Source organism: Aquipuribacter sp. SD81 (assembly GCF_037153975.1).
In the GTDB taxonomy this organism is placed as follows: domain Bacteria; phylum Actinomycetota; class Actinomycetes; order Actinomycetales; family JBBAYJ01; genus Aquipuribacter.
Genome location: NZ_JBBAYJ010000005.1, coordinates 33,013 through 57,455, shown reverse-complemented (window position 1 = coordinate 57,455; position 24,443 = coordinate 33,013). Strand labels below are relative to the sequence as shown.

Annotated in this window: 25 protein-coding genes, 1 tRNA gene and 1 pseudogene; 15 read left to right on the top strand and 12 right to left on the bottom strand. The window is 73.0% G+C overall.

From position 1 onward, the window contains the following. Positions 1–18: 18 nt before the first annotated feature. Positions 19–1,416, bottom strand: a complete 1,398-nt coding sequence (locus WAA21_RS04245) for a DNA cytosine methyltransferase (protein ID WP_336921513.1) — start codon at positions 1,414–1,416, stop codon at positions 19–21. On the opposite strand from WAA21_RS04245, the gene WAA21_RS04240 reads away from it, so the two are divergent. Beyond that, entirely contained in the window at positions 1,389–2,048 is a 660-nt protein-coding gene (locus WAA21_RS04240; RefSeq protein ID WP_336921512.1) for a very short patch repair endonuclease, read from the top strand. The genes WAA21_RS04245 and WAA21_RS04240 overlap by 28 nt on opposite strands. A 40-nt stretch (positions 2,049–2,088) precedes the next feature. On the opposite strand, the gene WAA21_RS04235 is transcribed toward WAA21_RS04240, so the two are convergent. After that, positions 2,089–2,172 (bottom strand) — tRNA-Leu (locus tag WAA21_RS04235). Between the two features lie 166 nt (positions 2,173–2,338). On the opposite strand from WAA21_RS04235, the gene WAA21_RS04230 reads away from it, so the two are divergent. From WAA21_RS04230 to pknB, 7 genes are read left to right on the top strand one after another with little or no spacing between them, the layout of a single operon-like run. Continuing rightward, complete coding sequence (locus WAA21_RS04230) at positions 2,339–3,061, top strand: DUF3662 and FHA domain-containing protein (protein ID WP_336921511.1); 723 nt, start codon at positions 2,339–2,341, stop codon at positions 3,059–3,061. 10 nt (positions 3,062–3,071) lie between these two features. Further along, positions 3,072–3,620 carry an FHA domain-containing protein FhaB/FipA gene (locus WAA21_RS04225; RefSeq protein WP_336921510.1) on the top strand — a complete coding sequence of 183 codons (549 nt, stop codon included), beginning with the start codon at positions 3,072–3,074 and terminating at the stop codon, positions 3,618–3,620. After that, a complete protein-coding gene (locus WAA21_RS04220; protein WP_336921509.1) occupies positions 3,620–4,945 on the top strand; it encodes a PP2C family protein-serine/threonine phosphatase in 1,326 nt (441 codons plus the stop codon). The genes WAA21_RS04225 and WAA21_RS04220 overlap by 1 nt, the downstream gene beginning before the upstream one ends. Further along, complete coding sequence (locus tag WAA21_RS04215; RefSeq protein ID WP_336921508.1) at positions 4,942–6,345, top strand: FtsW/RodA/SpoVE family cell cycle protein; 1,404 nt, start codon at positions 4,942–4,944, stop codon at positions 6,343–6,345. Before WAA21_RS04220 ends, WAA21_RS04215 begins: the two co-directional genes overlap by 4 nt. Next, complete coding sequence (locus WAA21_RS04210) at positions 6,342–7,796, top strand: peptidoglycan D,D-transpeptidase FtsI family protein (protein WP_336921507.1); 1,455 nt, start codon at positions 6,342–6,344, stop codon at positions 7,794–7,796. Before WAA21_RS04215 ends, WAA21_RS04210 begins: the two co-directional genes overlap by 4 nt. Continuing rightward, positions 7,793–9,133: a serine/threonine-protein kinase gene (locus WAA21_RS04205; protein WP_336921506.1), complete on the top strand. Its 1,341-nt coding sequence runs from the start codon at positions 7,793–7,795 to the stop codon at positions 9,131–9,133. The genes WAA21_RS04210 and WAA21_RS04205 overlap by 4 nt, the downstream gene beginning before the upstream one ends. Further along, the gene (gene pknB / locus WAA21_RS04200; RefSeq protein WP_336921505.1) at positions 9,130–11,031 is read left to right on the top strand and encodes a Stk1 family PASTA domain-containing Ser/Thr kinase; all 1,902 of its coding nucleotides are present in this window, start codon (positions 9,130–9,132) and stop codon (positions 11,029–11,031) included. Before WAA21_RS04205 ends, pknB begins: the two co-directional genes overlap by 4 nt. 51 nt (positions 11,032–11,082) lie before the next feature. On the opposite strand, the gene WAA21_RS04195 is transcribed toward pknB, so the two are convergent. Genes WAA21_RS04195 through WAA21_RS04180 form a run of 4 tightly spaced genes read right to left on the bottom strand, consistent with a single transcriptional unit; the run spans position 11,083 to position 13,454 of the window. Beyond that, complete coding sequence (locus WAA21_RS04195; RefSeq protein ID WP_336921504.1) at positions 11,083–11,730, bottom strand: aminodeoxychorismate/anthranilate synthase component II; 648 nt, start codon at positions 11,728–11,730, stop codon at positions 11,083–11,085. Then, positions 11,727–11,903 carry a hypothetical protein gene (locus WAA21_RS04190; RefSeq protein WP_336921503.1) on the bottom strand — a complete coding sequence of 59 codons (177 nt, stop codon included), beginning with the start codon at positions 11,901–11,903 and terminating at the stop codon, positions 11,727–11,729. The genes WAA21_RS04195 and WAA21_RS04190 overlap by 4 nt, the downstream gene beginning before the upstream one ends. Then, entirely contained in the window at positions 11,903–12,622 is a 720-nt protein-coding gene (locus WAA21_RS04185) for a class E sortase (protein WP_336921502.1), read from the bottom strand. Before WAA21_RS04185 ends, WAA21_RS04190 begins: the two co-directional genes overlap by 1 nt. Positions 12,623–12,653: 31 nt before the next feature. After that, complete coding sequence (locus WAA21_RS04180) at positions 12,654–13,454, bottom strand: DUF881 domain-containing protein (protein ID WP_336921501.1); 801 nt, start codon at positions 13,452–13,454, stop codon at positions 12,654–12,656. 116 nt (positions 13,455–13,570) lie between these two features. On the opposite strand from WAA21_RS04180, the gene WAA21_RS04175 reads away from it, so the two are divergent. Then, complete coding sequence (locus WAA21_RS04175) at positions 13,571–13,819, top strand: cell division protein CrgA (RefSeq protein WP_336921500.1); 249 nt, start codon at positions 13,571–13,573, stop codon at positions 13,817–13,819. 580 nt (positions 13,820–14,399) lie between these two features. Here WAA21_RS04175 and WAA21_RS04170 read toward each other — a convergent pair. Together WAA21_RS04170 and WAA21_RS04165 are read right to left on the bottom strand one after the other, a co-directional pair. Continuing rightward, on the bottom strand, positions 14,400–15,314 hold the full coding sequence (locus WAA21_RS04170) for a rhomboid family intramembrane serine protease (RefSeq protein ID WP_336921499.1): 915 nt from the start codon (positions 15,312–15,314) through the stop codon (positions 14,400–14,402). Beyond that, on the bottom strand, positions 15,298–15,828 hold the full coding sequence (locus tag WAA21_RS04165; protein WP_336921498.1) for a peptidylprolyl isomerase: 531 nt from the start codon (positions 15,826–15,828) through the stop codon (positions 15,298–15,300). Before WAA21_RS04165 ends, WAA21_RS04170 begins: the two co-directional genes overlap by 17 nt. Before the next feature lie 203 nt (positions 15,829–16,031). On the opposite strand from WAA21_RS04165, the gene WAA21_RS04160 reads away from it, so the two are divergent. From WAA21_RS04160 to WAA21_RS04140, 5 genes and pseudogenes are all read left to right on the top strand, one after another. Beyond that, positions 16,032–16,895, top strand: a complete 864-nt coding sequence (locus WAA21_RS04160) for a hypothetical protein (protein ID WP_336921497.1) — start codon at positions 16,032–16,034, stop codon at positions 16,893–16,895. A 184-nt stretch (positions 16,896–17,079) separates the two neighbouring features. Beyond that, positions 17,080–17,412 (top strand): hypothetical protein, encoded by a 333-nt coding sequence (locus WAA21_RS04155; RefSeq protein WP_336921496.1) that lies wholly within the window; start codon positions 17,080–17,082, stop codon positions 17,410–17,412. Between the two features lie 120 nt (positions 17,413–17,532). After that, positions 17,533–17,823 (top strand): annotated as a pseudogene (locus tag WAA21_RS04150) (alpha/beta fold hydrolase); the annotation flags it as partial. 114 nt (positions 17,824–17,937) lie between these two features. Next, on the top strand, positions 17,938–18,930 hold the full coding sequence (locus tag WAA21_RS04145) for an SH3 domain-containing protein (protein ID WP_336921495.1): 993 nt from the start codon (positions 17,938–17,940) through the stop codon (positions 18,928–18,930). A 58-nt stretch (positions 18,931–18,988) separates the two neighbouring features. Next, positions 18,989–19,495 (top strand): hypothetical protein, encoded by a 507-nt coding sequence (locus WAA21_RS04140; RefSeq protein ID WP_336921494.1) that lies wholly within the window; start codon positions 18,989–18,991, stop codon positions 19,493–19,495. A 42-nt stretch (positions 19,496–19,537) separates the two neighbouring features. On the opposite strand, the gene WAA21_RS04135 is transcribed toward WAA21_RS04140, so the two are convergent. After that, on the bottom strand, positions 19,538–20,101 hold the full coding sequence (locus WAA21_RS04135) for a DUF6584 family protein (RefSeq protein ID WP_336921493.1): 564 nt from the start codon (positions 20,099–20,101) through the stop codon (positions 19,538–19,540). A 98-nt stretch (positions 20,102–20,199) separates the two neighbouring features. Between WAA21_RS04135 and WAA21_RS04130 the strand changes: the two genes are divergently transcribed. After that, positions 20,200–20,934 carry a hypothetical protein gene (locus tag WAA21_RS04130; protein WP_336921492.1) on the top strand — a complete coding sequence of 245 codons (735 nt, stop codon included), beginning with the start codon at positions 20,200–20,202 and terminating at the stop codon, positions 20,932–20,934. A gap of 20 nt (positions 20,935–20,954) precedes the next feature. On the opposite strand, the gene WAA21_RS04125 is transcribed toward WAA21_RS04130, so the two are convergent. From WAA21_RS04125 to WAA21_RS04115, 3 genes are all read right to left on the bottom strand, one after another. Continuing rightward, positions 20,955–21,140 (bottom strand): hypothetical protein, encoded by a 186-nt coding sequence (locus tag WAA21_RS04125; RefSeq protein ID WP_336921491.1) that lies wholly within the window; start codon positions 21,138–21,140, stop codon positions 20,955–20,957. Between the two features lie 773 nt (positions 21,141–21,913). Next, a complete protein-coding gene (locus WAA21_RS04120; RefSeq protein ID WP_336921490.1) occupies positions 21,914–23,728 on the bottom strand; it encodes a hypothetical protein in 1,815 nt (604 codons plus the stop codon). Between the two features lie 124 nt (positions 23,729–23,852). Then, entirely contained in the window at positions 23,853–24,428 is a 576-nt protein-coding gene (locus WAA21_RS04115) for a hypothetical protein (RefSeq protein ID WP_336921489.1), read from the bottom strand. Positions 24,429–24,443 lie beyond the last annotated feature (15 nt).

The following is a 24,443-nucleotide window of genomic DNA, read 5'->3' as shown; positions in this document are numbered from 1 at the left end:
TGGCAGGTCTTCGCGCCATCAGGACGCCTCCAGGTGCCCTCCTCGACCTCGGTGTGCGTCCAGCAAGGCGCTGGGGTCCGGCGACGCCTCTGCGGCGGCCCGCACCAGGGGGCTCTTCGTGCCCAGCAGGTCGGCGTCTCGCAGCACGTGCTGCCTCAGGACGTGGTGCACGACCCCGACGTTGACGGCGTTCCCGAGCTGCTTGAACGACGCCGCGTCACGCTGGTCCCCGAAGTCGAACCATTCGGGAAGACCCTGCAGCCGCGCGGCCTCGCGAACCGTGAGCCGGCGACGACGCGAGGCAACGACGCTCGTCTGCGTGATCGCCACGAGGGCCGGCAGGTAGGTGGCCCGTTTGGCCCTGATGCCCGAGGGGCGGAAGTGGAGGACGGTGTCCCACAGCGAGGTCGCGTCCTGTGCCTGCCACTCGAGCTTGCGACGGGAGGGCGGGAACCCCTCCAAACCGTCCCAGCGGTCCAGCCACGCGTCGATGACGTCGCGGTGGCGGGCGTACAGGACAGCGTTCTTGCGCAAGAAGCCGGCCTTCCACGTCGGCGTCACCATGGAGACGACGAGGTCCTCAGGAAGCCGAAACTCGTCCGCCCAGATCGGGAACCCCGGCAGCCGCAGCTCGCCCGCGCGTCGCAAGGACTGGACGAAGTCGTCCCACGCCGACACCCAGCGCACCTCGGCGGCCGTCATCCTGGTCGCCGGCGTGACCGTGGACCCCTCAGGGTCGAGGTAGTCCTCGATGTCCCACACGGAGGGATCCCAACCCTCTGCCCGAGGCGTCACGACGGGAGGCATGTCGGTCCAGGCGTCGTCGAGGTCCTCGACCCGTGTCGCGGCGATGAAGACCCGCTCGCGCACCTGCGGGCGCCCCCCCTGGTCCGGCGGGAGGAGGTGCGGTGAGAAGACCGCCGGCGCCGAGGAGACACGGTAGCCGAGCTGGCGCAACGACTTGATGATCACGTGCCACTCGTGCCGGTGACGTGGGCCCGCGAGGTTGCGGACGTTCTCCAGCAGGACGACAGAGGGACTGCGCTCCTCGACGACCCGCAAGATGTTCCAGAAGAGCGTGCCGCGCGCCTCGTCCATGCCCCGCTGCATGCCTGACTTCGAGAATGGCTGGCAGGGGAACCCTGCGACGAGGACATCGTGCTCCGGCACGTCCATCCGCTGCTCGGTCGCCTCGACGATGTCACCCGCCGGCGCAAGACCCCAGTTGCGCTCGTACACGCGCGCCGCGGCCAGGTCGATCTCCGATGCGTAGACGCACCTGCCGCCGAGTGCCGACAGGGCGGCGTGGAAGCCGCCGATGCCGGCGAAGAGGTCGACGAAAGTGAAGGGGGCGCTCTCGCGCCCTCCGCTGGCGGGCCTGACGACCGATGGTGCCGTTCCGACTGGGCGACCCACCGCAGCCCCCTCTCCTCGTTATGGTGATAGCTCAGAGCTTAGCTAACACCTGCCACCGTGAGAAGGCGACGCGGCGGCGGATGTGGATGGAGTGCTGCCACGTCGCCTGTGGACACGACGTCCGCACGGTGCTCCACGAGGATCGACGCATGGACCCTTGCCCACCACGGACGGTGCCACAAGCCGTCCCCGCCCACCCCGGCGGGGCAGCCGAGCACGTCTCGCGTCGGATGAGCGGACTGAGGCGCAGGGACACCCGTCCCGAGCTGGAGCTCCGGCGGCTGCTCCACGCCCAGGGGCTGCGGTACCGCGTCGCCTACCCGATCCCGGGTCAGCGGCGGCGCACGATCGACATCGCCTTCACGCGCAGGCGTCTTGCTGTCTTCGTCGACGGGTGCTTCTGGCACGGCTGCCCCGCGCACGGGACCCGCCCGGGTGGCAGCAACAGCGCGTGGTGGGCCACCAAGATCGCCGCCAACCAAGCGCGGGACGCCGATTCGACCCGGGTCCTGCGCGACCTCGGGTGGGACGTCCTGAGGGTGTGGGAGCACGAGGCCCCGGAACACGCCGCAGGGCTCGTAGTCGCCGCCCTCACTGGCAGGTCCCCAGTCGTTCGGCCGCGCCAGGACTGACGAGAGGCCGGGGCACCTCGGTGCCCCGGCCTGCTGCGCGTGCGCGAGGGGGGAGTTGAACCCCCACGCCCTTTCGGGCACACGGACCTGAACCGTGCGCGTCTGCCTATTCCGCCACTCGCGCGCAGCGACGAGAGTACACCGACGCACCCCCTGCGACGGACCGCGCGTGCTGCTGCCCGGCACCCCCGCCGGTACTGTGCGAAGCGGCCGGGCGTGCCCCGGTGCGCCGTCGTGCCCTCGCACCGGCACGCACGAACCAGCACACAGTGGGAGGAGGTGGACCGACCGTGGGTCTGCTCGACCGTTTCGAGAAGGGCGTGGAGCGCGCCGTGAGCAGCGTCTTCGCCCGCACCTTCAAGTCGAAGGTGCAGCCGGTGGAGATCGCCTCCGCGCTGCGCCGCGAGCTCGACGACCGGGCCGCCGTCCTCGGCCGCGGCCGCACGCTGGTGCCGAACGCGTTCACCGTCACGCTGTCCGGCGAGGACCACGACCGGCTCGCCGAGTGGGAGGACGCGCTGTCCGACGAGCTCGCCGCCGCGGTCATGGAGCACGCCGACAAGCAGCGCTACGCCTTCGTCGGCCCCGTGACGGTCGTGCTCGACCGCGACGAGGACCTCGAGGTCGGCCTCTTCGACGTCGGCAGCCAGACGGTCAAGGGCGCGGTCGCGCCCGCGACGAGCCGCACGAGCACCGCCGGACGCCCCGTCATCGAGGTCGACGGACGCGCCTACGTGCTCACCGGCCCGGTCACGACGGTCGGGCGCGGCTCGGACGCCGACATCGTCCTCGACGACACCGGGGTGTCCCGCCGGCACGCCGAGTTGCGCGTGGAGCCCGGTGCGGGCCGCACCGTCCTGTCGGTCCTCGACCTCGGGTCGACGAACGGCACGTACGTGTCCGCGGCCGGCGACCCCGACGGCTCCGAGCAGCAGGTCGGGCACCAGGCCCTGGAGGTCGGCGACACCGTGCACGTCGGGCGCACGCGCATCGTCGTGCGGGACGCGGGGTGAGGGCCGGCGCATGAGCGAGCTCACCCTCACCGTGCTCCAGCTCGGCCTGCTGGTCCTGCTCTGGCTGTTCGTCCTCGGGGTGGTCGGCGTGCTGCGCGGCGACCTCTACGGCACGCGCGTCGCGGTGCGGCAGCCGCGGCAGGCGCGCGAGGCGCCGGCCCGCGGCGCCCGCGGCCAGAACCAGCCGGCCCAGCCCGTGCCCTCCGGGCAGCCGGCGCAGCCCCAGCAGGCCGCCCCGCAGCAGCCGGCCGCGCCCCGGCAGCCGGCCCTGCCGCGCCAGCTCGTCGTCACCGAGGGGTCGCTGCGCGGCACGACCATCACCCTCGGCACGAGCGCGATCACCATCGGGCGCGCCGCGGACTGCACCCTCGTCGTGGACGACGAGTACGCCTCGGGCCGTCACGCGCGCATCTCCCGCGCCGACGGGCAGTGGGTGCTGGAGGACCTCGGCTCGACCAACGGCACCTACGTGCGCAAGGAGCAGGTGCAGGGCACGGTCCCGCTGCAGGTGCGGGTGCCGATCCGCATCGGCCGCACCGTGCTGGAGCTGAGGGCCTAGTGTCCATCGCCCTCCGCTACGCCGCGCGCAGCGACATCGGCCTCGGTCGCTACGTCAACAACCAGGACTCCGGCTACGCCGGGCCGCACCTGCTCGTCGTCGCCGACGGCATGGGCGGGCACGCGGGCGGCGACGTCGCGTCGTCCCTCGCCGTCGGCCAGCTCGCCGCGCTCGACGGGGAGGCCCTCAGCAGCAGCGAGGGGCAGACCCGCCTCGCGCAGGTGCTGCGCCGCACGAACGTGGCCCTGCAGGACCGGGTGCGCGAGGACCCTGACCTCGCGGGCATGGGCACGACCGTCACGGCCCTGCTGCGGGCGGGCAGCCGGCTGATCCTCGCCCACATCGGCGACTCCCGGGCCTACCTGCTCCGCCAGGGCGAGCTCGTGCAGGTCACGGCCGACCACACGTACGTGCAGAGCCTCGTCGACGCGGGCCGCATCACGGCCGAGGAGGCCGAGAACCACCCGCAGCGCAACGTCGTCATGCGCGTGCTCACCGGCGAGCACGGCGACGAGCCCGACCTGTCCGTGCGCGAGGGCAGGCCCGGCGACCGCTGGCTGCTGTGCTCCGACGGGCTGTCCGGCTTCGTGTCCCACGACACGCTCCACGACACCCTCGCCGCCGGCGACCCGCCCGCCCAGACGGCGGAGAACCTCGTGCGCCTCGCACTGCGCGGCGGCGGCCAGGACAACATCACCGTCGTCGTCGCCGACGTCGTCGACCTCGACGACCCGCCGTCCACCGCGCCGCAGGTCGTCGGGGCGGCCGCCGCCCGCACCCGCGGCGGTCCTGCCGCGGCCGCCGCGGCGGACTCCCCGGCGCAGCGCGCGGCCTCGCTCACCCGGCAGGCCGACGCCGACGACGAGGACGACGACGACACCCCGCTCGGGCGCCGCTGGGTGTTCTGGGCGGTCGTCGCCGTGCTCGTCGCCGGGCTCGCCGGCTCGGTGTGGGCGGCGTGGACGTGGTCGCAGCAGCAGTACTTCGTCGGGGTCGCCCAGGCCCAGGACGGCACCGAGGTGGTCGCGGTGTACCGCGGGCTGCCGCAGGACCTCGGGCCGCTGCGGCTGTCCAGCGTCGTGGAGGTCACCGACATCCCCCTCGAGCAGCTGCCCGTGTACCAGCGCGGGCCCGTGAGCGAGGGCATCACCGCCTCCGGCCTCGACGACGCCCGCTCCCGCGCCGAGGGCCTGCGGCTCCCGGCGCCGCAGTCCACGAGCGCGACGGGCACGGGCACGACAGGCACGACAGGCACGGGCACGACGGCGGCGACGGCGGCCCCCGAGCCGACGGGCGGGGCCTCGGCCCCGGGGAGCGGCCGATGACGACGATCGTCACCGCGTTCTCCCCCGGCACCCGGCGCGGCTTCGAGCTGCTGCTCATCGTCGCGGCCGTCGTCGTGTCGTGCGCCGCGTACGCCCTCGTCGGGCTCGGGGTCGACGGCACGCTGCCGGTCCGCCTGCTCGCCATCGGCGGGGGCCTGCTCGGGCTCGGGGTCGCGCTGCACCTCGTCGTCCGCTTCGCCGCCCCCTACGCCGACCCCGTCATCGTGCCGATCGCGCTGCTCGTCAACGGCCTCGGGCTCGTCATGATCCACCGGCTCGACCTGGCCGACGGCACGTCGCTCGCGGTGCGCCAGCTCGGGGCCGCCGCGATCAGCATCGTGGTCGCAGGGATCGTGCTCGTCGTGCTCCGCGACCACCGCAGGCTGCGCGCGCGCACGTACACCGCGATGGTCGTCGGCCTCGTGCTGCTCCTGCTGCCGCTCGTGCCCGGCCTCGGGCGCCAGGTCAACGGCGCGCGGATCTGGATCGACCTCGGCGTCACGACGTTCCAGCCCGCCGAGCTCGGCAAGATCGCCATCATCGTCTTCTTCGCCGGCTACCTCGTCGTCGCCCGGGACACGCTGTCGCTGGTCGGGCCGAAGGTGCTCGGGCTGCGGCTGCCGCGGGCCCGCGACCTCGGCCCGATCCTCGTCGCGTGGCTCGCGAGCGTCGGGGTCCTCGTCTTCGAGCGCGACCTCGGGACCTCGCTGCTGTTCTTCGGGATCTTCGTCGCGATGCTCTACGTCGCCACCGAGCGGGTCTCGTGGATCGTCATCGGCCTCGGGCTGTTCGTCGCCGGGTGCGCGGTCGCCTACCAGCTGTTCGGCCACGTGCAGAACCGCGTCCGCGTGTGGCTCGACCCGTTCGACCCCGAGCTCATCGACGCGCCCGGCGGGTCGTACCAGGTCGTGCAGGGGCTGTACGGCATGGCCGACGGCGGCCTGCTCGGCACCGGCCTCGGCCGTGGCAGCCCCGACATCGTCCCCTTCGCCGAGAGCGACTTCATCTTCGCCGCGCTGGGCGAGGAGCTCGGCCTCGCCGGGCTGTTCGCGATCCTCGTGCTGTACGGGATCCTCGTGCAGCGCGGCCTGCGTACGGCGATCGGCGTCCGTGACGGCTTCGGCAAGCTGCTCGCCGCCGGTCTCGCGTTCTCCATCGCGCTGCAGGTCTTCGTCGTGGCGGGCGGCGTCACCGGGGTGATCCCCCTCACCGGCCTCACGATGCCGTTCCTCGCCTACGGCGGCTCGTCGCTGCTCGGCTCGTGGATCGTCGTCGCCCTGCTGCTGCGCGTGTCAGACCTCGCGCGCCGTCCCGACCTGCCGCCGGCCCGTCCGGGCGCCGCCCTCGCCCCCGCCTCGCCGCAGGACGAGAACCCCACGCAGGTGGTGAGGCTGCCGTGAACGGCCCGCTGCGCCGGCTCGCCGTCGTCGTCGCCCTGCTCCTCGGCAGCCTGCTCCTGTCGACCTCGTGGGTGCAGTTCGTCGACGCCGCGGGGGTCTCCGCCGGCCAGGGCAACGTCCGCGAGGTGTACCGCGAGTTCGGTCGCGAGCGCGGTCCCATCGTGGTCGCGGGGCAGCCGGTGGCGGAGAGCGTCGAGGTCGACGGCGCCTACCGCTACCTGCGGCAGTACCCGCAGGGCCCGCTGTACGCGCACACGACCGGCTACTACTCGATCGTCTACGGCACGAGCGCCATGGAGCGCGCGTACAACGACGTGCTCGCCGGCACCGCCGACTCGTTGTTCTACAGCCGCATCGGGCAGGTGCTCACCGGACAGGACCCCTCGGGCGGCTCCGTGCAGCTCACGCTCGACCCGGAGGTCCAGCAGGTCGCCGCCGAGGCGCTCGGCGAGCAGCGCGGCGCCGTCGTCGCGCTCGAGCCCGCGACCGGGCGCGTGCTCGCCATGGTGAGCAGCCCGTCCTACGACCCGGACCGGCTGTCCTCGCACGACCTCGGCGACGTGCGGCAGGCGTGGCAGGAGCTCAACGAGGCCGAGTCGCGGCCGCTGGAGAACCGCGCGATCGCGGGCCGGCTGTACCCGCCCGGCTCGGTGTTCAAGATCGTCACGGCGTCGGCGGCCCTGGAGAGCGGGCAGTACACCCCGGAGACCCAGCTGCCCGGACCCGCCGAGCTCGACCTGCCGCAGACGACCACGACGCTGCCGAACTACGGCCGCGTGCCGTGCGGCCCGGACGACCTCACGACGCTCGCCGACGCGCTGCGCACCTCGTGCAACCCCGCCTTCGGCCAGATCGGCATCGACCTCGGCGCCGGGGCCATCCGGGACCAGGCCGCGGCCTTCGGCATCCTCGAGCAGCTCGAGATCCCGCTCACCGCGACGCCCGCCGTCGTGCCGGGCGACCTGAACGCCCCCCAGAGCGCGCAGGCCGCGATCGGGCAGTTCGACGTGCGGGTGAGCCCCCTGCACGTCGCGATGGTGAGCGCCGGCATCGCCAACGACGGCGTCGTCATGCGCCCGCAGCTCGTGCGGACCGTGCGCGGTCCGGACCTGCAGGTCGTCGACGAGCCGCAGCCCGAGGCGATCGGCGCCGCCGTCTCCCCCGAGACCGCCCAGCAGCTCACGGACATGATGGTGCAGGTCGTCGAGGCCGGGACCGGCACGAGCGCGCAGATCGCCGGCGTCGTGGTCGCGGGCAAGACCGGCACGGCGCAGACCGGCAACGACACCGACCCGCACGCGTGGTTCACGTCCTTCGCCCCCGCCGACGACCCGCAGGTCGCCGTGGCCGTCGTCGTGGAGAACGGCGGCGACCTCGGCAGCGAGACCAGCGGCGGCCGCGTGGCCGCCCCGATCGCCCGCGCGGTCATGGAGGCGGTGCTCGCACCGTGAGCGTGCCCGGGCCGGGGCTCGTGCTCGCCGGCCGCTACCGCCTGCTCGACCAGGTCGCGGTCGGGGCGATGGGCGAGGTGTGGCGCGCCCACGACGACACCCTCGACCGCGACGTCGCGGTCAAGGTGCTGCGCCCGGAGCTCGCCGACGACGCGGTGTTCCTCGAGCGCTTCCGTGGGGAGGCGCGCCACGCCGCCTCGGTGCGGCACCCGCACGTGGCGGCGGTGCACGACTACGGCGAGGACGAGGCACCGACGCCGGAGGGGTCGGTGGCCTACCTCGTCATGGACCTGCTCGAGGGGCGGACCCTCGGCGACCTGCTCGCCGAGCGCGGCCCGCTGCCGGCCACCGAGGTCGCCGGCCTGCTCGCGCAGGTCGCCGACGCGCTCGCGGCCGCCCACCGCATCGGCCTCGTGCACCGCGACGTCAAGCCCGCCAACCTCGTGGAGTGCGACGGGCACGTGAGCGTCACCGACTTCGGCATCGCCCGCGCCGCCGACGCGGTCCCGGTCACGCGCACGGGCCTGGTGATGGGGACGGCGGAGTACCTGTCGCCGGAGCAGGCGCGCGGCCGGCGCGCGACCACCCGCTCCGACGTCTACTCCCTCGGGGTCGTCGCCTACGAGCTGCTGACGGGCGACCCGCCGTTCACCGCGGCGAACCCGGCGGAGGTCGCCCGCGCGCACGTGCACGACCCGGTGCCGCCCCTGCCGGACGACGGCCCGCGCGCCGTCCCGGCCGGGATGCGCGCGACGGTGCTGCGCTGCCTCGCCAAGGACCCGGCGGAGCGGCCCGACGTCGCCGCGCTCGCCGAACGGCTGCGCGCCCTGGGGCGCGGCGAGGGGCTCGACGCCCCGGGCGAGGGGTCGTGGGCCGAGCCCGCGGGCGTGCCGGACGCGCGCGAGGAGCGGGCCGCCGCGCAGGTGCCGGCGACGGCCCCGGCCGGTCGGGCGCCGCTGCGCCCCACCGTGCCCGTCGCCGTGCAGGACGGCACCGCCCCCGCCCGCGGGACCGCGCCCGGCCGGGGGGCAGGCGGGGAGCGCCCCGGGCCCGTCGGGGTCGGTCGGCCCGCCGGCCGCGGCACCGGGGCCGGCTACCCTCCCGTCGCCCACCGCGTCGTGCCGCGCGCCCCGCGGAGGCGCCGGCGCGCGCTGCGCCCGCCGCTCGTCGCGCTGCTCGCGCTCGTCGCGCTGCTGCTGCTCGTCGCGCTCCTGCAGGCCCTCGGCCTGCTCGGTCGCGGCGGCGACGCGGGCGACACCGACGCCGTCGCGGCACGGGCCGGCGGCCCCGATGTGACACGCTCGACCCTTCTGGCGGACCACGAGGACGGACGATGACGGATCAGACGACGCCCGGCGGCGCCCGGCTGGTGGGCGGCCGCTACGAGCTCACCGAGCAGATCGGCCGCGGCGGCATGGCCGAGGTCTGGGCCGCCCGCGACTCCCGGCTCGGCCGGTCCGTCGCCGTCAAGCTGCTGCGCACCGACCTCGCGCGCGACCCGTCGTTCCAGGCCCGCTTCAAGCGCGAGGCGCAGTCCTCGGCCTCGCTCAACCACCCGTCGATCGTGTCGGTGTACGACACGGGCGAGGACACCGCGACCGACCCCTACGGCAACCCCGCCCCGCAGCCGTTCATCGTCATGGAGCAGGTGCACGGCCGGACGGTGAAGCAGATCCTGCAGGAGTCCTCGCCGCTGGACGTCGAGGACGCGATGCGGATCAGCGCGGGCGTGCTCGACGCGCTGCAGTACAGCCACCGCTCGGGGATCATCCACCGCGACATCAAGCCGGGCAACGTCATGGTGACCGACGCCGGCGAGGTCAAGGTCATGGACTTCGGCATCGCGCGGGCGATGGCCGACACGTCGGCGACGATGACGGGCACGAACGCCGTGCTCGGCACCGCGCAGTACCTGTCGCCGGAGCAGGCGCGCGGGGAGACCGTCGACGAGCGCTCCGACATCTACTCCGCCGGCTGCCTGCTGTACGAGCTGCTGACCGGCCGGCCGCCCTTCGTCGGCGAGAACGCCCTCGCGCTCGCCTACCAGCACGTGGGCGAGACCCCGCAGCCGCCGAGCAGCCTCAACCCCGAGGTGCCGGGCGACCTCGACAACGTCGTGCTCCACGCGCTCGCGAAGGGCCGCGACGAGCGCTACCAGGACGCCGGCGACTTCATAGCCGACCTCGACCGGGTGGCGACGGGGCTGCCCGTGGCCGCACCGCCCCCCGCGGGCGTCGCCGGGGCCGCGACCGCGCTCATGCCCGCCGCCGCGGGTGCGGCCGCCACGCAGCGCCTGCAGCGGACCGTCACCGAGACCGACCCGGGCTGGCCGACCGGCCCGCGGGACCCGTACGCCGACGACCTCGCCGATGACGAGGAGCCGAAGCGGCGCGTGTGGCTGTACGTGCTCCTCGTCCTGCTCGCGCTCGGTCTGATCGGCGTCCTGTTCTGGCTGTTCGCCGGCGGCGACGACGAGCCGACCGTCGAGCAGGTCCGCATGCCCGACGTGGTCGGCCTCCAGCAGGACGTCGCGGTCGACGAGCTCGAGGAGCTCGGCTTCACCGACGTCTCGACCGTGCCGGAGGACAACTCCGAGGTGGAGGCGGGCGAGGTGACCGCCCAGGACCCGGCGCCCTCCGACACGCTCGAGACGGTGGGGGTCGACACCCCGGTCGTGCTCACCGTGGCCAGCGGACCGGGCGACGTGGAGGTGCCGGACGTCGCGGGGCTGGAGCAGGCCGAGGCGCGCGACGCGCTCGTGGCGGCCGGGCTCGTGTTCGCCGGCACCTCGGAGGAGGACTCCCCCGACACCGAGCGCGGCGTGGTGCTGCGCACCGACCCGGAGGAGGGGGCCGTCGTCACCGAGGGCTCCGACGTCACGCTCGTGCTCGCGAGCGGCCAGAACACCGTGCCCGACGTCATCGGCACGGAGCAGACGCAGGCGATCCAGGCGCTGCAGGACGCCGGCTTCGCCGTGTCGACGGAGTCCGTCGAGAGCCCCGAGGACCCCGGCACCGTCGTCGACCAGGGGAGCACGGCGGGCCGCCGCCTCGACATCGGCACCGAGGTCGTCATCGGCGTCGCCGTGCCGCCGCCGCCCACGCCGACGACCGTCACCGAGACCGTCACGTCGGCGGACGAGGAGCCCGACCCCGAGCCCGAGCCGACAACCGAGGAGCCCGAGCCGGAGCCCGAGCCGGAGCCGTCCGGGGAGCCCACGGCCGAGGACGGCTAGGGCCCCGGGCGGCCGCGCGGCGCCGCTCGGGCGCTCCCGGCGGGCGGTCCCTCAGCGGCGCACGAGCGGGCTGAGGCCCGCCGCGCGCGCGGGTGCGTCGGTGTCGCCGATCTCCGCGAGCCAGTTCGCCAGCAGGAGGTGCCCGCCCTCGGTGAGCACGGACTCCGGGTGGAACTGCACGCCGTGCAGGGGCAGGTCGACGTGCTGCAGGGCCATCACGACCCCGCCCGGCGTGCGTCCGGTGACCCGGAGCTCGTCGGGGACGGTGCCGTCGACGACCGCGAGGGAGTGGTAGCGCGTCGCGGTGAACGGCGACGGCAGCGCGGCCAGCACGCCGGCGCCGTCGTGGACGACCGGGCTCGTCTTGCCGTGCAGCAGCTCCGGGGCGTGCGTGACGGTCGCGCCGAACGCCTCCGCGAGCGCCTGGTGGCCCAGGCACACCCCGAGCAGCGGCTGGCCGCGCTCGGCGGCGCGGCGCACCGTCGCGACGAGGATCCCCGCCCCCGACGGCGTGCCCGGGCCGGGCGACAGCAGGACGCCGTCGTAGGAGTCGGCGTGCTCGGGTCCCACCTCGTCGTTGCGGACGACGTCGACCTGCGCGCCGAGCTGACGGAGGTAGCCGACGAGGGTGAACACGAACGAGTCGTAGCTGTCGACGACGAGCACGCGCGGGCCGTCGGTGGGGGGTGTCGCGGTCACGGGGCCGGTGCCTCTCCTGCGTCGACGGTCTGGTCGTTGAACGGCACGTACGGTGCCACGGCCGGGAACAGCCACAGGAAGCAGACCGCGACGACCGCGAGCACGAGCACGAGCAGCTGCACGACCCGCAGCGCCGTCGGGCCGGGCAGCGCACGGAACAGCGCCCCGTACATCAGGCGCCCGCCCCGGCGAGCACGGCGGGCGGCCCGTCGGCGCGCGCGGTCGTCGACTCCAGCAGCGCGTGGACGACGTAGCGCTCGCGTGCGCTGTACATCGGGTGGCAGGACGTCATGGTGAGCCAGGCCTCCGTCGGCTCCTCGCCCGGGCGGTCCGGGACGGGCGCGATGACCTCCACGTCGGTCGGCAGCACGATCTCCGAGCGCTCGACCCGGTACACGTGGAACTCCGTCGCGGTCTCCACGACGACGGGGTCGCCGGGCCGGAGCTCGGCGATCGGGTTGAACGGCGCACCGTAGGTGGTGCGGTGCCCCGCGACGGCGAAGTTGCCGACCTCGCCGGGGTCGGCGGTGCCGTCGTAGTGCCCGACGCCCTGCTGCAGCTCGAGCTCGCCGGTGCCCGCGACGACGGGGCGCACGTAGTCCTCGCCGAAGGCCGGCACCCGCAGCAGCGCGACCGCCTCGGTCGGCAGCGAGGCGAGCACCGGCTCCGCCGGCGGCGCGGGCGCCTCCGCGGGCGCCGTGCCCTCGGGCTCCGCCGGCTCCGCCGCGGCCGCCTGCCACTGCCGCTCCAACGCCGCGGTCGTGCGGGCCTGCGCCCGGTCGGCCTCCACGTCGGTCCACCACAGCTGCCAGGCGAGGAAGAGCAGGAGCAGAACCCCGGTCGTCATGAGCAGCTCGCCGCTGACGCGCACGGCGCCGCGCGCGAGGCTCACCGGACGTCCACCGCTTCGGCCACCTCGACGCTCACCCGACGACCTGCGCATAGCGCAGCTCGAGAGGACCGGTGTAGGCGGGCAGGTCGGCGTCGGCCAGCTCGCTCACCTCGTAGCCCAGGCCGAAGGCCTCGACATAGGTCCGGTAGGTGCCGACGCCCGCGGACTGCTCCAGCGCGGCGAGCATCGCCTCGGTGTCGCCGACGGCCGTCACGACGTACGGCGGGGAGTACGGCTGGCCCTGCAGGCTCAGCGTGTTGCCGACGCAGCGCACGGCGCTGGTGGAGATGACGCGCTGGTCCATGAGCATCATCGCCTCCGCACCGCCGAGCCACAGCGCGTTGACGACGGCCTGGACGTCCTGCTGGTGCACGACGAGGTCGTCCGGCGACTCCGCGCGCTGCGCCCGGTTGGTCGTGGGGTCCGCGTCGTCGAGGACCACCTGCACGGCCGGGCCGGTGACGGGCTCGATACCCGCGGCCTGCGTCATCGACGCCAACGCCTCCTCGAGCCCGGGGTCGGTCTCGCCGGTGGCGGCCTCCAGCCGCGTGACCTCCTCGCGCAGGGACTCCACGAGCGTCGTGGTCCGCTCGTTCTGCCGGCGCTCGCCCGCGACGAGCGAGGCGAGGTCGGCGCTGTCGTTGCGCAGGTCGGTGCCCTGCGCGGTCGTACCGCCGGCGACGAAGAGCATCCCCGCGGCGCCGAGGGTCGCCGCGACCCCGAGGCCCGGGCCGCTGCGCAGCCGGCGCAGCACGCCCGGCCGCGCGACGGGCGCGTCCGGGGCGTCCGGCGCGTCCGGCGCGTCGTCGGGCGGTGGCGTGGGCGGGTGCATCGTCCCCATTGTCACCTGCCTCGACGGATGCCGTGGCCGCTCGCCGTACCCTGGCCCCCGTACCTGCCAGCGAGGACCCGGGGACGTCCCGGGCCGTCCACCCGAGGAGACCGTCCGTGCCGGAGTCCACCCCGCCGCGCAAGAAGCCGGCGGCCGAGCCCGCCGCCCGCTCGAAGGCCCCCACGCGGAGCCCGCAGTGGTGGGCGCCGCTCATGGTCGTGCTCATGGTCGTCGGGCTCGTGTGGATCGTCGTGTTCTACGTGACGCAGCAGGCCTACCCGATCCCCGGCATCAACCTGTGGAACCTCGGCATCGGCTTCGCCATCGCGATGGCCGGCTTCCTCATGACGACGCGCTGGCGCTGAGGCCGCGCGCCACCCGCACCTCGCCCCGCTCGCCCCGCCTAGCCCCGCCCCGCCTCGCAGCCCGGCAGGCGGGGCTCCCCGGCCCGACGGTGCGCGCCCCCGACCTCCGGCGTGCCCGACCGCCGACGCGCCTGACCGTCGCCGCGCCTGACCGTCGCCGCGCGCCACCGCCGACGCCCGGACGACGCCGTCCGTCCGCGGCGTCGTCGCGCGCGGCGGCCCGTCGGCACCCACCGCCGACGGCCGTCCCGCCGTCCCGGCAGAGGCCCTTGTCACGACCGTCAGCGGTTTTCCCCAGGCCTTGTCCACAGTGTGGAGAACGCCGGACGGCCGCAATTGGACGCACGACCAGACGAAGCGGGGGATGAGCAGCCGAACTACATCGGTGGAAGTTGTCCCCAGCCGTCCTCCACAGTGTGGAGAACCCAGTCACAGCCCCGCGGGCGCCCGAGATCGCTCCCACGACCTGGTACGGGAGTACCCGGGACACCTCGGCACGAACCAGCGGCACCTTGAGGGTGCCCGAGGGGTCCGACAGCCGCGGGGGGCGCCACGGCGCCACGGACGGTCCCGAGGGCCCTCAGAGGAGGAAGCCGGCGGGCACGGTCGCCCAGCGGAGCAGCACCGCGAGCACGAGCAGCACGACGACGGCGACGAGGCCGAGCACCTGCCAGGTGCCGCGGCGGGACCGGGGCGCGAGCAGGAGGACGGCCGCGGAGGCGAGCCCGCCGACGAGCCCGCCCACGTGGCCCTGCCACGAGATGCCGGGCAGCAGGAAGCCCGCGAGGGCGAGCGCCGCGAGCACACCCACCTGGCGTCCGACCCGCGCGCCGCGCCGCGCGTCGAGCACGACACCGGTGCCGAGCAGGCCGAAGACGGCGCCGGACGCGCCGACCGTCAGGCCGACCCAGCCGCCGGAGGCGACCGGTGTCAGCCACAGCACCGCGACCGCCGAGGCGACGGTCGACACGAGCAGCACCGCGGCCAGCCGCAGCCGGCCGAGCAGTGGCTCGAGCTCGCGGCCCACGACCCACAGCGCGAAGCCGTTGAGGAGCAGGTGGAACGGCCAGCCCGGGGAGTGCACGAGGCCGACGGTGAGGAACCGCCACGGCTCGGCCTGCGACAGCACGGGGCTGAACCCGAGCGCGGAGGTGAGCCCCGGCACGGTCAGCTGGCCGAGGTAGACGAGCACGAGCCCGACGAGGAGGCCCTGCGTGAGGCGAGGACGCCCGTCACCCAGGGCGGCGCCGGCGACGGAACGGGCGCGGACGGCAGGGTTCGAGCGGACGCAGTCGACGCAGTGCACGCCCACGGCCGCGGGGCGCTGGCAGTCCGGGCACGCCGGGCGCTCGCAGCGCTGGCAGCGCACGTAGGCGACCCGGTCGGGGTGGCGCGGACAGACGGGTGGCGCCTGCGCGGGACCGTCGCGCGGGTCGGAGCGGCCGGGTCCGTCGTCGGACCCGGCCGTCCCGGGTGCGTCAGGAGAGCTGGACACCGGTGATGGTGATGTCCTCGACCGGGCGGTCGCGCATGTCGGTGGCGCTCGTGGCGATGGCGTCGACGACAGCGCGCGACTCCGCGTCGGCCACCTTGCCGAAGATCGTGTGCTTGCCCTGCAGGTGCGGGGTCGGCACGACGGTGATGAAGAACTGCGAGCCGTTCGTGCCCTTGCCCATCCGCTTGCCGGCGTTGGCCATGGCGAGCAGGTACGGCTCCTGGAACGTCAGCTCGGGGTTGATCTCGTCGTCGAAGGTGTAGCCGGGGCCGCCGGTGCCGGTACCGAGCGGGCAGCCGCCCTGCACCATGAACCCGTCGATGACGCGGTGGAAGGCGAGCCCGTCGAAGAACGGGTCGTTGCGCTTCTGGCCGGTCTTCGGGTCCTCCCACTGCTTCTCGCCCGAGGCGAGGCCGGTGAAGTTGGCGACGGTCTTCGGCGCGTGGTTGCCGTACAGCTCCACGCGGATGTCGCCCTTGGACGTGGAGATGGTCGCGGTCTGCGTCGCAAGCATGGGCACAGTCTCTCAGGCGGCACCGACTGGGTGCGTCGCCGGTGGCTGCCGGCAGGAGTAGGCGCGGCGGCGACCGGGTACCGACGTGACTGGGTGCGTCCGTCGCCCGGTAGCGGCAGGATGGGCGGACGCACGCCCGGGGCGACCGCCCCGGTGTGGGGACCGGCACCACACGACCGGCACCAGAACCGCGAGGAGGACCCGTGTCGAGGAGCAGCACCAAGGCCCGCCGCAAGGCAGAGAAGACCGCGGACAAGGCCGCCCACAGGGCCGCCGCGCGGGTCGGCGCGGTCGCCGGTGCTGCCGAGGCCGCGGCGCGCCCCAGGGTGGATGCCGCCAGGGACTGGGCCGAGCCCCGCCTGAGCAGCGCGAAGGACTGGGCCGAGCCTCGGCTCACCACCGCGAAGGACTGGGCGGAGCCGCGCCTGCACAGCGCCAAGGACTGGGCGGAGCCCCGCCTGCGCCACGCCGCGGACGCGACCGCCTCGTACGCGGCTCCCAAGGTGGAGGCCGCCGCCGACCGCATCGCCCCCGCCGTGGACTCCGCGCGGGACAAGGTCGTCGACGAGTGGCTGCCGAAGGTCGTCGAGGGCGTCGGTGCGGCGGCCGCCGCGGCCGCCGCCGCGAAGGCGACGGCCGGCGAGCGCGGCTCGGGTGCCGTCGACGTGCTGCGCGGCAAGGCCGTCGTGAAGCCGGCCAAGCGCCGTGGGCGCAAGGTGTGGTGGGTGCTGGGCGTCCTCGGTGCGCTCGCGGCCGTCGCGGCCGTGCTGCTGCGTCGGCAGGACGACGCGAGCGACCCGTGGGCGCAGCCCTACCCGACCTACCCGCCCGCGCCGATCCCGCCCACGGGCTCCGCCGCCGACGGCGACGCCTCGAGCACGACGTCTCCGAACGGCAGCCCCGCCCCGGCGTCCGCCCCCGCCTCGCCCACGACCGGTGGCGGCAGCGAGGGCGACGACGACGCGGACGACGAGGAGCAGCGTCCCGAGACGGACATCGCCGAGATCGCCCCCGGCGAGCACACGGTGACCGACGACGGCGCGAAGGACGACGACGAGCGGTCCTGACCCGACCCGCGTCCACGACGGCCCCCTCCCGCTCACGGGAGGGGGCCGTCGTCGTCACGGTCGGTACAGGGCCGGTACGGGGCTGTGCACCGCCGTGCACCACACCCTCCGACCCACCGCGCCACGCCGTGTGACCTGCGAGGACATCCGGCCACGACAGGTCCGGCGTGCGTACGGTGGTCCCGTGCCGACGACGCCGACGGCCGGGCAGCGCGTGCCGACGCCCGACTTCTCCCGAGCCGCCCGACTCGGGACCCTCCTCGCGACGGTGGGCTGGCTCGTCCTGCTCGTGGGTGTCGTCGTGGGTCTCTTCGTCGCGGCGGCTGGGGACCGGTTCTCCGTCCCGCTGTTCGTGCTCGTCGTCCTCGGGTCGCTGCTCGCCGCGCTCGTCGTGGTCGGGCTCGGCCGGGGGCTGCAGATCGTGGCGTGGGTCGGCGACCAGACCGACCGCGCGGGCGCACCGCCGCGGCTGCCCGCCTCGCGCTCCGCGACCGAGGCGAGGACCACGACCCGCTGAGGCCGCTGAGGCCGCTGAGGCCGCTGAGGCCGCTGAGGCCGCTGAAACCTGGTGGACGGCCACCGGTCGGGGCTGTGAGCCGGCGACACCGGCCGCGCGACGCCCCTCGACGAGCGGCCCTACGCCGTCGCGGACCTCGCCGAGGACGCGGTGGCCGTGCTCGACGCGTGCGACGTGGACCGCGCCCACGTCGTCGGCATGTCGCTCGGCGGGACCCTCGCCCAGCTGCTGCTGCTCGACCACCCCGACCGGCTGCGGTCCGTCAGCATCCGTGGCATGGGCCACGCCCTCGGCAAGCCCGTCGTGGCCCCGCTCGCCGAGGCGGTCCTCCCCTTCACGTCGTCGGTCGACGGCGCCCGCGCGGACGGGCGCCTGGGGACCGCGGCAGGGCCGCCCGACCGGCCCGTCTGAGGCCTGCAGGAGGGCCCCCGAGGAGCCGTGCCGACGTCGCCCGGCACTCGGAAGGTCAAGAAATGGTTACGATGGCCCGTCCTCCGCTCCCGAAACCCCCTCCGGAGAACGCTCGTGGCCCGAGGCCGTCACCGCAACGCGCCCGTCCGGCGACCGCTCGTCCAGCCCCTGCTGGGCGTCGTGGTGGCCGGGACGATGCTCGGCGGACCGCTCCTGGTCGCCGCCATGCCCAGCCAGCCCGTCGAGCCCGACGTGCCGACCGTGCCCACGCAGGCCGCCGAGGCCGACCGCGCCGACGCGGTCGAGCTGTCCGCGCTGCGGGCGCGGGAGGACGCGCAGGCCAGCCGCAGCGACGCCCGCTCCACCCTGAGCGCCTCGCCGTCGCCGTCACCCGAGCCGTCGGCCGAGCCGAGCGCCACCCCGAGCGCGTCGCCGTCCCCCACCGCCACCCCGACGCCCACGCCGACGCCGGTGCCCGAGGTCGTCGACGAGATGTGGGCGACGCAGGCCGTCAACGTGCGCTCCAGCCCGTCCGCCGGCAGCGAGCGCATCGGCTCCCTCGCCGGCGCGGAGTCCGTCGGTGTGACCGGCGAGAGCGCGGACGGCTGGCTGCAGGTCGTGCTCGACGAGCGTGCGGGCTGGGTCAACGGCTCCTACCTCGCGGACGCGAAGCCCGAGCCGGAGCCCGAGCCGGAGCCCGCCGCCCAGGCGGAGGAGGCCGAGGAGGCCGACGACCCGGCCGTCTCCGGCGCCTCGTGCTCGAAGAACCCCGGGATCGAGTCGAGCCTGACGAGCAACGCCCGCGCGGTGTACCGGGCCGTGTGCGCGGCGTACGGCGGTTCCGTGTCGTCCTTCGGCGGGCTGCGCCCGGGCGACAGCGGCGACCACGGGTCGGGCCGCGCCGTCGACATCATGGTGTCCGGGCAGCCCGGCTGGGAGATCGCGCGCTTCGTGCAGGCCCACGCCGGCGAGCTCGGTGTCACCTACGTGATCTACGAGCAGCAGATCTGGATGGCCGGCAGCTCCAAGGGTGCGTGGGAGTGGATGGAGGACCGCGGCGGCGCCACGGCCAACCACTACGACCACGTGCACGTCAGCGTGCGCTGAGGCGCTCCGCCACTGGATCCTGGCTCGCGACGCCCGTCCCGCGGGGATGATGGCGGCCGTGCGGGTGGTGAGGGCGGTGGCGGCGCCCGTGGTCGCCGCAGTGGCCCTCGTCGCGCTGTGGCCGGTGACGTTCTGGCTCTCCTGCGGCGACACGTGCGAGGCCGGCGGCTTCACCTCGCTGATCGGTGTTCCCCTGCCGGACGGCCTCGGAGCAGCGGCCGTGGCCGTCTCCGCCGCCGTCCTCCTGGCGACGGCCGCCCGCGTCGCCCTGGGTCCGGCCCCCCGACCCTCCCCGGTCCAGCTGGCCGGACGCTGCGTGCTGCTGCCCCTGGCCGGCGCGAGCGCGGTCCTGTTGGTGCTGTACCCGGTCACGTGGTCGTCGGTGTGCCGCGACGGGGTTCTGACGGGTGACGGGTGTCGGACGGAAGCCGTGACGCTGGCCGGTCTGCACGTGGGCTACCCCGTCATGGCACTGCTACCCCTCGTGGCGTGCGCCGCCCTGGTCGCGTGGGCGGCCGTGGCCGCGCGGGCCTCCCGGCGGACGACAGCCGTTCCGGCGTCCTGAACCGGGTGTCGGTCACGTCGACGTCGGGCCCGGCGTGACGGGTCAGCCCCAGATCCAGCGCAGCGCGGTGACGAAGCCGATGACCCAGACGGCGAGGAACCCGACGACCAGGTAGACGAGCAGCGCGCCGAGCCCGATGTCGCGGAGCCGTCGCGGCCAGCCGCGGGGCGGGGCGTCGACCTCCGGGAACGAGTCGCGGTGTCGACGTTCGCGGGCTCGGCCCGGAGGCTGCGCCCGGGCGGGCGGGTGCCACGTCCATCCCTCGGCGGTGAGCTCGGCGCGTAGGGCCCTGACGCGGGCCACCGCGTCCGGCGGGTACTCGGTGAGCGGTCGGTGCATCGGCAGCCGCTCGGCCCTCGCCGCCGGCTTCCGGTACCGCTCGCGGAAGGCGTCGGCCGCCGTCGTCGCCGCCGCGTCGTCGCGGTCCGTGAGGAGCCACGCCGCCCCGGCCGCCGGCAGGTCGTTCATGGCCAGGTGGACCTCGCCGAGGAGCAGCAGCGCGTCCCGGTCGCCGTGGCGCGTTCCGAGCGTCCCGAGCAGCCGGTCGCGGGCGAGCCACGGACGCCCGGCCGCCAGGTCGTGCCGGGCGTGCTCGAGGGCGTCCACGGCGTGACCGTACGCGTGCGCCGTCCCGCCCGTCCCGACACCGTGGACGTGCGTTGCGGGGGCTGGCAGGCTCCGCCCGACAGGTCCACGGAGGTCGGATGAGCTCGCTGCAGCGGTGGCCGGAGGGCCCGTCCTACGCGCGCCCTCCGCGCGAGAGCCGTGACGAGGGCGCCCGGCGGCGCCTGCGGAACGGGCTGGCGCTCGCCGTGCTGACCGGTCTGGTCGTGGCCGGGACCGCGGCGGCCCTCGTCGTGCCGCCCGCCGTCGCCGGCAGGGTGACCGGCACGCAGCCGTGGTGGGACTGCGAGGTGGGCGGTCGCGGCGGGCCCAGCGAGGAGCCGGACGGCTTCGACGACCCGGCACGCCTGCCGACCGCGGCGCGGCTGGCGCCTGGCACGGGCTGCACGTTCGTCACGCAGCTGACGAACACGTCCCGGGTGCCGGTGACGCTGCGCGCGGTGGAGGACGCCGTCGGGGGCCCGGGCAGGTCCGGCAGCACACCGGTCGTCTACTGGGCCGCTGTCGGCGACGGCCCGAAGGTGACCCCCGTGGCCGGACGGCTCGGCGTCGAACCGGACCCCCACGTCGCGCCCGCGGACGTGCTCGAGGCGCACGCCGTGCTCGACACACCGCTCCGACCGGGCGAGACGGTGGTGCTGCGAATCCACCGAACGGGGGCGCCGACGCCGCTCGACGACTGCCTCCGCCTCGGCTACCCGATCGACGTCGTGGTGGCGATGGGTCCGGTGTCCGGCCGAGCCGAGCTGCGCACCGTCGAGGGTGAGGTCGTTCGCCTGTCAGTCGGACCCGCGACGGAGACCGGCTGCGCGTGACTCCGACCCTGCGAATCGCCTCAGCGGTCGTCGGGGACCATGCCCCACGTGTTCTCCGGGCGGCCCGGGGTCGCGTCGTGACCGCAGCGGACGCACTCGAAGTACGTGCCGTTGCCCGAGGTCCCGGGCTGCACGCGCCGCACGTGGCGGTGCAGACCGAAGGCGCAGAGCACCCGGCCGAGCCGGCTGCGGGACCGATCGCTCATGCCGGCACCTCCGAGGCGGAACGATGGTGGAACGGAGCGGGACGGACGCCCGACCCTGGGTGAAGGCGAGAGGACTCTAACCCTGAAGCCATTGCTTGCGAAGTCGCGGCCGGAAGGGTTGATACGAGCGTCGTGGCTGCTTAGACAGGATCTCGATCCGCCGAGGGTTAGCACTGATTGTTGCGATTGCTGTACCCACTGCTGTACGACTCGCCCAGGTCGTCTCTGTCGCGAAGGTCATTGCAGCAGTGTCCCTCCGGCCCGATGGGCCGCCCATGGACACGTCTCTTGGCGCCTTTCTCGCGGGGCCGATTGGGGCCTACCGCTAGAGCTGCTCGGTGGAGGGCCAGGCGACCTCATGGGCGGGCACCTGACGGCTCGCCGTCCAACTCGTTAGCCTACGTCACGGCGTTTGGTAGACTTCAACCTAGGTAGCGCCTTCGAACCGCTTGGCGCCAAGTGGGCCCCAATTCTACCCTCGATCCGACGGACCGCTTCCAATGGAGTGTCCGGGCGAAGCGTGACGACGAAGACCTTGTCCCAAGTTTCAAACCTATCCTGACGCTTAAGATGTTCGTTGACGCGGGTTTGCACCCCCCGATCATTAAGGGGTCGGTAAACCGAGCCAACGTAAAGAACCGTGCCGTCAAGACCTACGGCTACATACACGCCCACCGGGGAGTCGGGTATCGTTTCGCCGCGCCCGACCTCCACAGCTATCGGAGTGGCTTGCTGCAGGTACTTGCCCGCATACAGAGCAATCGCGTCGTAGTTCATGGCGATGCTTCTTGTGGCCCGGTCCCACCTTGAGAACGTATCGCCTCTGCCACGCGCCAGTTGATCTCGTACTGAGCGACATGAGTCCTAAGGTTGTCAATCAACTCCAACAGGTCAGCAGCTTGGGCTGACGGGATGCCCTCAACTTCGTGCATAGGTCTGCTGTGGCCATCATCTATTCCACGGAGGTGATCATCCGCAGCGACCACTGAGTGAAGTTGGCGGGTTAATGCTGCGATCGAGTCCATGAACTCTTCACGTGGGTTGCGAGCCAGAGGAGCCGGCGGACCCGACCTTGGGACCAGCTGTGTTCGGATGAGGTCGTCCCTCAGTGCAACCGGCGACCCAATCCCACTGATGTCCACGCGACCAGCTTCATCGACGACGTAGCCGGCCTTCTCGCCAGCCCTGCCATCCTGAATGGTTCGCAGCAACTGCTGAATCCCCTGCTTCGAGGCAAGCATGCCCGTGACAAGCTCACCAGGCGTCCTACGGTCCCCCCCAGGTCCTAGGTCGTTTCGCGGCATAGATAATTGCCCATGCCTCGCTAGATACCACATCGCGCGGACTGCCAACTCCACACCGGCGGCGCTTGGACTACGGCTTCCGGCGGCATCGATCGCTCGCGCAGCGAGATCATCGAGCGAAGTCGACGTCGGAACCCAGGTCACCTCGAAGACCGCGCTGAAGACGGCTCCCTCAAGCACCCGGCTCTCGCGCTCCACCGCCGATTCGGTGATCGCCCCGCGCCTGGATCGCATCGCGAGCGCCACTGCGAGGGGCACCTTGTCGGTTCTATTCCGTACCGACCGTCGTCCTTCTTCGCGTTCGAGCACCGTTGCGATCGGACGCTTGATGACGGTGGACTGGGGGCGCTTCCGTGTAGTGAACAACCAGATAAGTTCCGTCCAACGGTCGTCCTCATGAACGGCTTGTCCGTCAACCTTGGTGCCCGCGGCCATCCGCCCAGTCAACCAGTGGTACATCTCGTCACTAAGAAGCGATTCGTCGCGCAAAGCGATCAGGCAAGATTCGCCGAGATGGACATCCTTGGCCGATTCGTCCCACTGCTTCTTGTGGTTCAGATGGTCCTGGGCGACCTTCGCAGCAACCGCCTCCCCGAGAGTCGTGGAAGCTCCTGCATCCGGCTGTACGCCAATAACCAAGTCCACCGGCATGGTCACAACTCGAACTCGCCCGGCGTCATTCAACGAGATGCTGGATGCCGACGACTGCGCTATGGTGTTTAGCTCGGCAATCAGGGAGGCCTGCTCTTGCTCTTCGGAATAGCGAACGAGAACATCACGGGAAGTCAACCCGAGGATATGTTGGGCGTGACTTACCCGCGTACTGCCTTCGCGAATCAGCACAGTCCCAGCCAGTACCTTGCCATCCGCTTGTTCGATCGAAGCAGGCACAGCCAGCGGCGGCTCCATGATGCCCTGCTCGATCAGGGGAGGGCGCGGAACATTCTGCTTTATTGTTGCTTGCACTGTTGTATCAAGTTGCCAGATCAGTTGCTCAAGACTCTTCACGACGATGCTAAAATCGTTCTCCCGGGAGATGGGGGGCTCGAGCGGCTCGAAGAGCGCACGCTGATTACCGGGGGCAACTGCAGCGGGAAACAAGATGTGGTTGAGGATACGCGGGTTGGTGGCATCCGTGATGACCCTGTTCGTATAGACCTCAACCCTGATGACCAGCAGCTCCGCACCCGGGACACGGTATGACGTAGGACTGGAGAGGTTCGCCTGTGCTACTTCGGGGCGCACAACCGCCCGCGCGACCGCTGCCGCGCTCTCCTTACGCAATCCTCTCCGCTGCAACGTAGTCTGAAATGAGCGACGCGACCGGCCATCGGGCAACTCCGGAACTAGCCGAAGGGGGCGTGGCGCATCAAAGAGCGATGTGGAGTCCTCACTCAGACGGTCGGCTTCAATCGCCATCGTTGGCACTCCTTCTAGGCGGGAGTTCAGCTGTCTCTTCGGCCAGCCTTCGGAGAAGCTCCTTTTCGAACGCCGACAACGTGCGAGACTTAATCACGTTCTCGCGCAATTGATACGCTGCGCCGTAGATCAAGTCAGGCTGCAAGGACACCAGCCGATACGTTGGCTCGTCATCTTCTCCCAGTACTTCGATTTCGAGGCCGAGATCTCGGAGTTCCCGGGTTCTCCTTTCCGTGTGAGTTTTGTCGCCGCTCAGAAGGCGCAGTCGCCAAGCCGGGACCGGCTCGTTCACCTTTGCCGCAAGAAGCGCGTATAGGTCTGGATGCGGCGTTGTGTACCGCCGAATGACGAGCAGATGTGAGTCGGCCCTACCGGCAAATAGACTCCGCATCTGGGAGATGACCGCGCTCTTGACCTCGTTCAGTGGGTATTGATCTCGAGGTACGGTTTCTAACGCCATCTCTTGAAAGCTCGCAGCCAAGGCCCGTTTGAGGCGGTTGTACTCAAGAGCTAGACTTTCGTCGAACTCGGTCTGCTTCTCGAGGCGCCCCGCAAACCGCTCCACTGCGGCCTTCGCGCT